This window comes from Fontimonas thermophila (assembly GCF_900113085.1).
Classification (GTDB): domain Bacteria; phylum Pseudomonadota; class Gammaproteobacteria; order Nevskiales; family Nevskiaceae; genus Solimonas; species Solimonas thermophila.
On record NZ_FOOC01000001.1, the window covers coordinates 363,511 to 374,148 of the forward strand.

13 protein-coding genes are annotated in these 10,638 nt (G+C 67.5%); 6 read left to right on the forward strand and 7 right to left on the reverse strand.

Going from position 1 to position 10,638, the window contains the following annotated elements; genetic code table 11:
- The first annotated feature begins 17 nt into the window (after window positions 1–17).
- On the forward strand, window positions 18–2,450 hold the full coding sequence (locus BMZ48_RS01580) for a glucosidase family protein (protein ID WP_091530606.1): 2,433 nt from the start codon (window positions 18–20) through the stop codon (window positions 2,448–2,450).
- A gap of 26 nt (window positions 2,451–2,476) precedes the next feature.
- Window positions 2,477–4,000 (forward strand): alpha/beta hydrolase family protein, encoded by a 1,524-nt coding sequence (locus BMZ48_RS01585; protein ID WP_159431040.1) that lies wholly within the window; start codon window positions 2,477–2,479, stop codon window positions 3,998–4,000.
- A gap of 719 nt (window positions 4,001–4,719) precedes the next feature.
- Here the strand turns inward: BMZ48_RS01585 and BMZ48_RS01590 are convergent.
- The gene (locus tag BMZ48_RS01590) at window positions 4,720–4,926 is read right to left on the reverse strand and encodes a hypothetical protein (RefSeq protein ID WP_091530612.1); all 207 of its coding nucleotides are present in this window, start codon (window positions 4,924–4,926) and stop codon (window positions 4,720–4,722) included.
- Here BMZ48_RS01590 and BMZ48_RS01595 point away from each other — a divergent pair.
- Window positions 4,925–5,656 (forward strand): hypothetical protein, encoded by a 732-nt coding sequence (locus BMZ48_RS01595; RefSeq protein ID WP_091530616.1) that lies wholly within the window; start codon window positions 4,925–4,927, stop codon window positions 5,654–5,656. The two genes, BMZ48_RS01590 and BMZ48_RS01595, sit on opposite strands and share 2 nt — an antisense overlap.
- Window positions 5,657–6,040: 384 nt before the next feature.
- Here the strand turns inward: BMZ48_RS01595 and BMZ48_RS01600 are convergent, their stop codons facing one another.
- On the reverse strand, window positions 6,041–6,235 hold the full coding sequence (locus BMZ48_RS01600; RefSeq protein WP_091530620.1) for a hypothetical protein: 195 nt from the start codon (window positions 6,233–6,235) through the stop codon (window positions 6,041–6,043).
- On the opposite strand from BMZ48_RS01600, the gene BMZ48_RS12950 reads away from it, so the two are divergent.
- On the forward strand, window positions 6,234–6,377 hold the full coding sequence (locus BMZ48_RS12950) for a hypothetical protein (RefSeq protein WP_159431041.1): 144 nt from the start codon (window positions 6,234–6,236) through the stop codon (window positions 6,375–6,377). The two genes, BMZ48_RS01600 and BMZ48_RS12950, sit on opposite strands and share 2 nt — an antisense overlap.
- 163 nt (window positions 6,378–6,540) lie before the next feature.
- Here BMZ48_RS12950 and BMZ48_RS13410 read toward each other — a convergent pair whose 3' ends face one another.
- From BMZ48_RS13410 to BMZ48_RS01625, 5 genes are all read right to left on the reverse strand, one after another.
- Window positions 6,541–7,452 carry a phage portal protein family protein gene (locus tag BMZ48_RS13410; RefSeq protein ID WP_091530624.1) on the reverse strand — a complete coding sequence of 304 codons (912 nt, stop codon included), beginning with the start codon at window positions 7,450–7,452 and terminating at the stop codon, window positions 6,541–6,543.
- Between the two features lie 135 nt (window positions 7,453–7,587).
- Window positions 7,588–8,004, reverse strand: a complete 417-nt coding sequence (locus BMZ48_RS01610; RefSeq protein WP_091530627.1) for a type II toxin-antitoxin system HicB family antitoxin — start codon at window positions 8,002–8,004, stop codon at window positions 7,588–7,590.
- Window positions 8,001–8,192, reverse strand: a complete 192-nt coding sequence (locus BMZ48_RS01615; RefSeq protein WP_091530630.1) for a type II toxin-antitoxin system HicA family toxin — start codon at window positions 8,190–8,192, stop codon at window positions 8,001–8,003. Before BMZ48_RS01615 ends, BMZ48_RS01610 begins: the two co-directional genes overlap by 4 nt.
- A 364-nt stretch (window positions 8,193–8,556) precedes the next feature.
- On the reverse strand, window positions 8,557–8,889 hold the full coding sequence (locus BMZ48_RS12955; RefSeq protein WP_159431043.1) for a hypothetical protein: 333 nt from the start codon (window positions 8,887–8,889) through the stop codon (window positions 8,557–8,559).
- Entirely contained in the window at window positions 8,822–9,205 is a 384-nt protein-coding gene (locus BMZ48_RS01625; RefSeq protein WP_091530637.1) for a hypothetical protein, read from the reverse strand. Before BMZ48_RS01625 ends, BMZ48_RS12955 begins: the two co-directional genes overlap by 68 nt.
- A gap of 32 nt (window positions 9,206–9,237) precedes the next feature.
- Between BMZ48_RS01625 and BMZ48_RS01630 the strand changes: the two genes are divergently transcribed.
- The gene (locus tag BMZ48_RS01630) at window positions 9,238–9,882 is read left to right on the forward strand and encodes a PBECR3 domain-containing polyvalent protein (protein WP_143383595.1); all 645 of its coding nucleotides are present in this window, start codon (window positions 9,238–9,240) and stop codon (window positions 9,880–9,882) included.
- 108 nt (window positions 9,883–9,990) lie between these two features.
- On the forward strand, window positions 9,991–10,626 hold the full coding sequence (locus BMZ48_RS01635) for a phage virion morphogenesis protein (RefSeq protein ID WP_091530643.1): 636 nt from the start codon (window positions 9,991–9,993) through the stop codon (window positions 10,624–10,626).
- Window positions 10,627–10,638: the final 12 nt, after the last annotated feature.

Consider the following 10,638-nt stretch of genomic DNA (forward strand, 5'->3'; position numbering starts at 1 on the left):
TCACGCGGACCCGAGCGATGATCGGGGCTGTCCATGCGCTCCTGCGGCGGATGGGTCCGGCGCTGATGCTGGCCGTGCTGCTTTCGGGTGCACCGTGGTCCGCGGTGCGTGCCGAGGATGCGGCCTGCACGGGTTCGCTGGCGATCCGCCTGTACGCCGCCGGTGCGCATCTGGGGCCGTTTGCCGCCGGCGAGGGTTGTGTCGCCGGCATTCCCGATGCTCTGGGTCTGATCTACTGGACGTATTCGCCGATCCGCGGGCAGGTCGGCAACGGCGGGCTGACCGTCACCCTCGCCGAAGGGGCACGTCTGATCGGTGTGTTCTGGCCGAGCCCGATTCTGTACGACCACAACGGCGGAGCCTTCGGGTACGAGACCCAGCCGCAGGCGCCCGACCGCGGCCGCGGCGCCGCGAGCGGCGTGCGCTATGGCATCCGTGACGGGGAGCGCTTCGTCTGGCTCGACGATGCCCGGTTCGTGCAGCGCACCCGTTATGCCGGCGCGCGCAGCCTGCGGCTGCTGCAGGAGGTTTCGATCCCCGAGCTCGATGCGGCGGTCACGATCGAGTCGTTCGTCGATCCCCGCCACGACGTGCTCGTGCAGCATCTGCGGATCACCGATACGAGCGGCCGTGCGCGCAACCTCGCCCTGGTGCATTACGAGAACCTGACGCCCACCGATCTGGCCTTGCCGCTGACCACGAGCACGATCAGCGATACCGTCATCGACGCGCCCCTGGAGCAGGTGACGGTCACCGCCAATGGCATCGAGCACGGTGCCCTGGGTGTACCGGTTGCGTTCATCTGGGATGCGCAGCCGCAACCGGCGCAGCGCATGGCCGGGCTCGACACCAGCGCGTTGTCCGATGGTGTCGCGGTCACGGTCAATGGCCTGCCGCTCGCCACCGGCACGCTGCCTGCGAATGCACCGGATGCTTATACCGCGGCCACGGGCAATCGCTGGCTGCCGGTGACGCAAGTGATCGGCCCTGCGAACGCGGCCCAGCAATGGCCGCTGGCGCTGCCCGCCGGTGGTAGCGCCGAGGTGACCGTCTATGCCGCTGCAGGGTCCACCGCGGCGGCCGCGCGCGATGCGCTGCGTGCCGTGCGGGGGACGGCACTCGCCGAGTTGCGCGCGACGGTGGATGCGCACTGGTGGACGTTTACCGAGCGCGCCGCGCGCCGCCCCGCGCTGGCGGCAGAGGCGCCGGCGGATGCCGAGCGCTTGGAACGGCTGTTCTGGCGCGGCCTGCTCGTGCTCGGCATGAACCTGGACCGCGGAACCGGCCTGCTGTCGGCCGGCGCCTTCCGCCAGCCGCCGTATGGTGCTTCCTGGCCGCGCGACACCGCAGTCACCGCCTACATCCTCGGCGAGCTCGGCTATCGGCAAGAGGCGCAGCGCGCCTTGCTCGGTACCGCCGCCCTGCAAAGGCCGGACGGCGGCTTTGGCGGCGCGTCGTACAACAACGGCGCACCCTGGCCGTTCAATGAGGGTTTGCCGCTCACCTATTTCGGCGGGCAGGTCGATGGTGCCGGATGGTTCGTCTGGAGCGCGCAGCAGCACTATGCGCGGACGCAGGACCGTGCGTTTTTGCAGGCGATCTGGCCGTCCGTGCGCAAGGCTGCGGATTTTCTCGCCGCGTGGCGCGATCCGGGCAATGGCGGGCATCTGGCCAGCAACGAAGAAGACCGCTTCCTGCCCGGGCAGACCATTGCCGGCGACGTGGCCGTGATCATGGGGCTGCGCGCGGCAGGAGCGCTCGCCACAGTCCTGGGTGAGACGCCGGCCCCCGGCTGGGCGCAGCGCGCCGATGACATCGAAGCCTCTCTCGCGCCCAACTACTGGCGTCCGGATCCAGGTTACTTCGCCTGGCTGACCACGCCGCTGCTGGGTGGTGAATACCCGCTCACCGCCGACCCGTCGTACGACCCCATCATGTGGGATCACAGCAATCTCATCTGGCCGGGACGGCTGTTCGCGCCGCCGCATGCCGATGCGCACAAAACCGCTCAGCACATGGATTACTTCTGGAGCCTGATGTGGGAGGGCGAGCCCGGCGGCCGGTTGCTCACCGAGCCGTACAACACCGGACTCGGCTGGTTTGCGACCTCGCTGTCGGGTCTTGAGGATCAGGGTCTGCTCGCCGATGGCCGCGCCCGCGCGCGCATCATCCTGCGCTGGCTCGCGCAACATGCCGCGCCGGAGACGGCGCTCATCGGCGAGGTCACCACCCTGGATCGGCTCTACCCGCAATCTTATGGCGCACCGCATTCCTGGGCGCATGCATTCGCCATCCAGGGCATGCTCGCTGCCTGGCCACAGACCGCAGATGCCCCGCGCCCCGGCGACGGTTCGCCGGCCTCTGGCGGTGCGCTGATGCCGCTGACCCTGGGCGTGCTGGCGTTGCTTGCCGGGATCGCGCGCCGCCGCCGACTCTGTCGATCCGTCTGAAATTCCGCTGCGCCATGTGCCTGCCGATGCGTATCTCGATCATTCGTTGTCTTGCCGCCGGTGCGGCCATCCTGTTGGCTGGCTGCGGCAACTCCAATCCCCCTGGCGATTCCGTGCCACGCGCCGAGGCGCGGTATTTCACCCAGGTGATTCCCTCGTTCGACGGCACGCCGATCGCGACCACGGTCTTTGTGCCGCCGCTTGCCGAAGGTGAGCGCGCGCCCTTGATTCTGCACAGCAACGGCTGGGGCGATACCCGCACTAAGCAGCCGACCGAACTCACCTACGATCCCAACAATTTCTACGGCGACATGCACCACGGCATGGTCACGCGGATGTGGCGGGCCGGCTACGTGGTGATCTCCCTGGACAACCGCGGCTGGGGCGATTCCGGCGGACAGGCGCGGATCATGGACCCGGATAAAGAAATCCGCGACTACTCGGTGGTGATCGACTGGGCGGAGGTGAACCTGCCAATCGCGCTCGAACAGGGACGCGCCAAGGTCGGCGCCGTCGGCGGTTCTTATGGCGGCGGCTTCCAGATTCCGCTCGCGCATCGCGATCCGCGCATCAAGGCCATTGCCCCGTGGGTGACCTGGCACGACCTGCGCTACTCGCTCGCCCCGGACACGGTCATGCGCAGCGGGCACGTCACATTGCTCAACCTGGCGGGGCTTTTGCTCGCGCGCGTCGATCCGTTCATCCCGCGCGCCTATACCCAGACGCTGGCGACCAACACGCCACCCCAGGACGTGCTCGACACACTCAAGCACCACTCGCCGATCGAATTCTGCGAACAGGGCGCAGGGCCGAAGGTCGATGCCCTCATCGTCCAGGGGACGCGCGATACACTCTTCGATGGCCTTGAAGGCTGGCAGAACGCCGAGTGTCTGCGTGCGCAGGGCGCCGACGTGCGCCTGATCTACGTCCCCAACGGGCACCTGTTCACGCAGCAGGGCGTCCAGAGCAACCCGACCACGAGCTTGTGCGGGCCGCTTGATCCATTCGAAGCGGTCGTCGCCTGGTATGACGAGAAGCTGCGCGGCATCCCTGGCGCCGCGGCGCACATTCCCGGCCTCTGCCTGCCGGTGACCGACACCGAAGCCGTTTTCCCGGCACAGATGCCGATCGGCGGCCTGCGTTTCGAGATACCCGCAACGCCGGTGGTGTGGACGCCCGGCACGCTCTACAACGAAGACGCCCAGTTCGTCCCCTTGGCCACGATCGACCGGCCACAGCATCTCGCCGGGCTGCCGCGCCTTTCGTTATCGATCACCGCGACGGTGCCGGCGGTCGATCCCATCCTCTTTGTCGGCATCGGCGTGCAGCGCGCCGGCGGCGCCTTCGAGCTGATCGACGATCAACTGCGGCCGTTGCGCGGTGTGGGCGCGCGCGAGCTGCTGCTCCCCGTCATCGCGACCCGGCTGGCGGCAGGCGATACCGTCGGCCTTGCGCTGTACACCAGCCACGGGCAGTACTTCTCGTCGGCTTCCCGGATACCGTTTACGGTCACCGTGGCCGGTGCTCTCGAACTGCCGCTGCTCGACTGACGGCATACAACCGGCATCGGTCGCCGCGCTGTCCGCCGACCCAATCCTCTGGCAGAGGCCCTGCCGGTTCTGCACCACCTTGCCGAGCAATTCCGGCTTGATCAGGCCGGCCTCTCGGGGCTGCGCCATCATGGGCGGCCAGCGCGGCGAGGTTTGCCGTGAGCGGGACGCTGGTCGATCACGGACCCACACCGCAGGCGCATGCCCCGCGGCGCGCGAGTGGGAGCGCCGCCTCGAACAAAGGCTCGTGGAACACCCCGACGACGAAGGACTGCGATTCTAAAGGACGTGCGGCGCATCCTGTCGATGATCGAGGCCGACGACCTGCGGTGATCCGCATCGGCACCCGTGCATTGCACGGTGTCTGCCTCATTCTTCCCGCGACCGGCGTGACCACGGTGCCACGCGATTCCTTGCGGGTGGGGAGGTGCACATCTACCCCAGACCAGCCCGCGCGACGGGGAGACAGACGCGCCGCCTCAGCGACCCATGAGCAGGCTGAAAGCAGCCCGAACAGCGCACGCAGCACCAGAGCCGCGAGGTCGAGCCCGCTGGGCCTTGCGGCCGGGCAGGGGAAAAAGACGGTGGACCGCCGGGGCGCTGAGCCATGACCGTGGGAAAGCGGTTGCGCTCGGCGCACGCGATGCCCTCAGGCTGACCCAGAAGGCGGCGCGCGGCGCAGGCCGACGAGAAGGGGTGGAAGGCGTGGGTTAAGACGGTCAGCGTATGAGACGCCCGATGACGTTGGTGACCACGGCAAACACCAGCGCGCCGCCGACCAGCAGGATCGGCCCCAGCATCAACCATCCTGCCAGACCGGCGAGCGATGGAAACAGCAGGCCGATGACCACGCCAGCGCCGAACAGCACGGCCAGCGTCGGCCCGATGGCGTGCCAGACAATGAATGTATGACGTGTTCCAAGCATGGCTGAAGCAATAACGAATCTGTCGATCAGAGTCAAACTCGACGGCGCGGAAACCGTCAATGCGCGCTTTGGCGACATTGCCCGCATCAGCACGGAACTCAAGGGCAAGCTCGCCGAAATCGGCGCGGCGGTCAAAGCCGCGCAGGCGGCTGGCGATCCGCTCAGGGTCGAGGCGCTCAAGGCCGCGGGCCGCGAGATCGAGCAGGCCATCGGCAAGCTCGGAAAATTGCGTGATTCGGCCCGCATCGACTACGCGCGCACCCTCCTCGACGTGCGCCCGTGGCGCGACATCCAGCGCGAGATGGATCAGGTGCGCGCGGCGTTCAATCGCGTCGCCGCATCGAGCGCTTCCATTGGCGAGAAAGCACAGGCGTTCGCGCATCTGCAAAGCAAGCTGGTCGAGCTTAAAAGCCAGACCAACGGCTGGGCCGATGCCCTGGACAAGGTCAAGACCGGGCTGGCCGGGATGGCCGCTGGCGTGGCGGCGTTTGGGCTCGGCGTGCGCAACGCGGCTGCCTTCGAGTCTGCCATGGTGGGCGTGCAGCGCGCCGCAGGCCTGTCGCGCGAGCAGCTGCGCGCGTTTGCCGCGGACATGAAGCGTGCCGCCGACGTCGACAGCAGGGCGTTCTCGACCACACGCACGGCGCTAAAGTCGATCTCCACCCAGCTGGCCCAGGCCATGTCGATGCGCGCGGGGCTTGCGCGCATCTTGTCGGGGTGCGGCCGATAAGGCGGCCGAGGGCGAGGCGATACGATGACCCAAGACGGCTACACGGCAAAAATCCTGGATGCGCCAGCCAAGTGCACCCGCATGGCACGTCCTGCCGTCCGAAGAAGTGCCAAAGGTTTATGAAGAAGTTATACACAGGGCACGCAGCAGGTGCGTGCCGAGATGCAGGGTGTGACGCAAGGTGCGGATCGCATTGCCGAAGCGTTGCGCCACATCGAGCACAACGACTTAACCGCTTTTACGCTTTCGGGCATCGACAAGTCCATCTCCGGGCTGCGCAGTTGGCCGAGGGCGCCATCGATCTGTCGTTCGAGGCGATCATGTGGCGGTATCGCGCGCTGGTGCAATGGCAGCAGAAGAGGTGGAAAGTGTGGATAACGGCGATCAGCGACCGGTGACGGCCGCGATGACAGCGAGCAACGCGCCGAGCGCCGCCCCGGGCAGCGCGAGCCACAGGACGAGCCAGCCGAGTCCTGCGATGGTCATCGGCCACACGGCCCAGGTTTGGCCCAGCGCGGCAAAGATGGCCATCAGCCAGAACAGGCTGCCGAAGAGCTGACGGAGGTTGGATCGATCCATGACATCGAACCTCGAAGTCTCAATCAAGTTGAAACTACAGCAGGACAGCGTCTTGCAGAACATCGCGCAGATCGCCTCCTCGGTGGTCGGGCTGCGCCGCGAATTCGACCGCCTGTCGGACGCCGGGCGCAATATGCGTTAGTACCTGGGCGAGGGTATGGACTCGATCTCGCACCAGCTGGCGGCCATGCAGCGGCTGGCGAGTCGTTCTATCTCGTCTTCCGGGGCGCGGGCGTGGTCGGCGGCTTGGCGGGCAACGTCCATGGTGTGCGCCTCGGGGCCGTCGTAAGTCAGGCGGACGTCGCTTATGGTGTGCCCAGTCTAGAGTCACCGCTTTGCGGGCAACAGGGCCGCCGCGCGCACAGGCGCGGTTTGAGGCAGGGGCGCGGTAGGCTATACTGCCGACAGCCATCGGCAGCCACTGCGCGGCGAGCGCCCCCAAGGACTGCCGGGTACGCCACGGTGACGCCGCGCCGTGGCGTTTTCATTTTGGCCACCTGCGCCTGCCGGATCGCTGCTGCTCGATGTATTCGAGCGCCGTCATGGTTTCCCTGTCTCTTGGCACGAACGTCGTCACTCCTGTCCACCAGCGCTTTGGACTGAACTCGAACACCGACAGTGCCGGGCGCTCGTCGCCGCCCACATCCCACAGCGCGATGTAGCGGCGGCGCAGCGCCATCGCCTCGCGCGCGCCCATCCATTCGCGCGCGGCGATCCACTCCCATTGCTCCCAGATTTCCTGCGGGTGCTGGTCTCGGCCAGCATGCGCATGTGGTGGCGGCGCGCAGGATGTCGGCGCGCACCTCGGCGTGCACGCGGGCCTGCGCCAGGCTGGAGCCGTCGTCCGTGGTCATGGTCTGGCCCAGCACGGCCTTGCTCGCCTGCCGGTCCAGGTAGTCGATGAGCTTGTGGTACAGCTTGGTGGAGGCGCTCTTGGCTCCGGACTCCACCAGCTCCAGCACCATCTCCTGCGGGATCACGGCGGCAGCGTCCGACCCCAGGCTGAAGGCGGCCTGCTTGAGCACGGCCACATCCTCGGGCGATGCGCCCTGGTGGTACTTGCCCACGCGGATGGGCTGGCCGAAGAGTTCGCCAAAGCGCGCCCAGTCGCGCAGGGCGTAGCTCTTGAACACCAGGCCCACAGCGCGCTTCGCGCCACCCCGCCCAGCAGCGGGATGCCGGCGGCCAGCGGCGGCTGGTGCAGGATGAAGCGGCAGGGCGGCACGGGTTGTCCCTCTGGGCTGCCATCACCAGGCGCAAGAGGCTGCCAGTATCGCGGTCGAAGGTGAATCAGTGCGCCTCACGCTCTTCTAAATCGCGGCGACTGCGGCCTGCAGCGCCCCGCGCATGGCTCACTCCAGCGAGAGCACCAGCCGCTTGCCCAGCGCAGCCGCCGCGCGCTCCAGTTGCTTGATCGTTGGGTTGCCCGGCTTCATCAGCCGCTGCGCGGCAGGCCAGGACGTGCCCATCGCGCGGGCCAGTTCAGAGATGGTGTGGCCGGCGCGGGCGCGTGCGAGCAGCACCGCCGCCTGCACGCTGGCCGAAGGCTCCACCCAGTGGCCGCCTTCGGTCTGCGTGGGGCTAGGGATTGGGGCGCCATCGGCCAGCCGCTGCTCCAGCACCAGGCTCAAGACCTCGGCGGCGTTGAACAGCGCCTGCTCGATGTCGTCGCCCTCGGTGATGGCCTCGGGCAGGTCGGGGAAGGTCACGGTGTAGCCGCCCTCGGGTTGCGGCTCCAGCAGCGCCATGTAGCGCACGGTGTCGGTCATGTCAGTTTCACTCCGGATTGTTTTTCGATGGACTTGAGCGTGCCGATCCTGATGTCGGACGCGCCATGTACCTGCACCGGCACGGTCACCTTGCGTCGCCCGTCGGTGAGCAGGTGGCGGCTGCCGCGCACCCGCTCGACCCGGAACCTCGCCCGCTGTAACCACTTGATGACCTCTTTGCCGTTCATGGGGCACGATATATCGCGAAAGATAATGCCGGCGCCGATTCTCACCTGCTCCGGATCGTGTCCCGTGACGCGGTGTAGTGGTTTGATTTGATCGCTGGCTACTCGCCTGGTTGGGCGACGGCTGTCAGGCTGCCACAGCCGGCAGATTCATGGCCGGGGGTTCGATCGTTTCGTTCATTGCCCCGCGGGCCATGAGCGCCCGCTCAATGAGGCTGTTGAGCTGGGCGCGGCCCACCGGCTCGCGCGCGCACCGTTTCCTGTCCAGCCGCCGCCATGCCCGCTGCGCGGCCTCGGCGAGCCACTCGCCGATGGGCTTGTGCAGGTTTGAGCGCTTCCGGCGTGCGCGAAAGCGCAGCCAACCCCCTTAGCCGTAAGGCGCGCCCGTGAAAGGCTCCCGCTGCGGCAGCCCGACGGCCTGCCCCACCGTGATATAGCCCTTGTCGGCCAAAAACTTTGCCGCGGCCGTAAAGACCCTCAGCCGCTTTGCTAGGCGTTCCGCACGCTCTTCGGGCAGCACGTCCGATCCATTGTCGAGCGCCTCCTTAAGCACGCAAGGCTCCGGGAAACGCTGGTAAAACCGCGCCAGGATGCGCGCGCAGCCCAGATTGAAGTCGTCGATATTTTCCCCATCACCAATTCTTGGACAGCCGCCACCACCAGTGCGACGGTGGTATCGGCGGTGTTGCACCGGTCTCATCGCGCACCCAGTCCGTCAGTATGTCGTCTGGTCGCGCCCAGTCGATCGCGCGGCGGAACATGTGATCGAAGGCCTTGGGGTGCGCGCGCCACTGCGCGTCGGCCGCCGCCATCATCGCCAGCGCACGCTCGGACAGCCGATCGCGCAACAGCTCCAGCGCCGAGCGCGCCAGCAGCACCTCGTGATCCACCACCGCCCAGGCCCAGTCGTCCCAGGCGGGGATGTTGTCCTCGGCGACGAAATCGAACCACGACAGCCGATCCAGGAGGAATTCGACCTCCGCCTCGAACGGCTCATCCACAGTCACCACGGCCATAGCGCCCCCTTGACGATGCGTTCCGACTTCGGTTGTACGATGGGCTGGATTTCATAGGCCTGGCTCTCGAGGCCTTTGCGAATGTGGTGCGTCACAATCGCCAGCCGCTCCAGATTCACCACCGCAACCCGCACCTTTGCATGCTTGTACGGAGCGAAAAACAACCCCATGAGCTGCCTGCCGCGCAGCGCGACGCGCTGGCCGTGGCCATCCGCAGCCAGCCCGAGACCGGCGAGGCCGTGGCCCGCTACGCGCGCGCTGTGCTCTCCGGGCAGCCGGTCGAGCCATATCGCACCATGGGCCTGCTCACGCAGGCCGAGGCCGAAGCCATCGCGGGCATGACCGGCGTGGAGGCCTTGCGGCGGGAGTTGTATGACTGGACGGTTGGGCAATATGCGCCTCTGCACGTCCGAACCGAACATGGCGACGAGGCAACGGAATCCGCGCGCGGGCAGAGGGCCGTCACCGCCGCAGACTATGCCCGACTCCCGTCGGTGATCCTGGAGCCAGATCGCCGCTGGGTGGAAGATGGCGGCGCGACGTTGCTACTGGATAAGTGGTTTGAAGATGAAGGAGAGCGTGTCGTCGCAGCGTTCGCGGTGCAAAAAAAACGCCGCATGGTCACGCTCAAGTCCATGCGGATCATCCGCCGCGCTCCCCGCGCTCAACGGCCATGACCGTTCCGTGTATGAGACGGCGCCTCGATGAGCGCAGCGGACGCTTGCAGTATAGCCTACCCTGCCCCTGCCTCAAACCGCGCCTGCGCGCGCGACAAGGAGTGACAAATGATCACCCTCACCCTCGACGACCGCGACGTGCAGCAGGCGCTCGCCCGCCTGCAAGCGCGCGTATCCGATATGACCCCGGTGATGCAGCAGATCGGCGATGCGCTGCTGGACCGCACCAGGCAGCGCTTCGTGACCAGCACCGCGCCCGACGGCACGCCGTGGCAGCCCAACGCCCCGGCCACCATCGCCGCTTACCTCAAGCCCTACGGCGGCATGCGCAGGAAAGACGGCAGCCTCTCCAAGCGCGGCGCGGCCCGCGCCGCCGCCAAGAAACCGCTGATCGGCGAGACTCGCACGCTCTCCCGCCAGTTCTACGTGCGCGCGGACCGGCACTCGGTGGTGCTGGCGAGCACCGCCCCCTACGCCGCCATCCACCAGTTCGGCGGCCGGGCCGGGCGCGGACGCAAGGTCACCATCCCCGCGCGGCCCTTCCTGCCGGTCGCCGCGTCCGGCGGCTGGCTGGGCACCGGCGACCGGGACGTGGTGCTGGCCATCCTGCGCGCGGCGACCCGGATCACCGCACCCGCCGCCGTGGCTGGACTGACCGACGTCGGCACGGCGGCGATACCACTGGCGGGCACTACACCCAGCCGTTGCTTCAATGAGGCCGCAGCGAATTCGCCGCGGAAATGAACCCATTGCGCC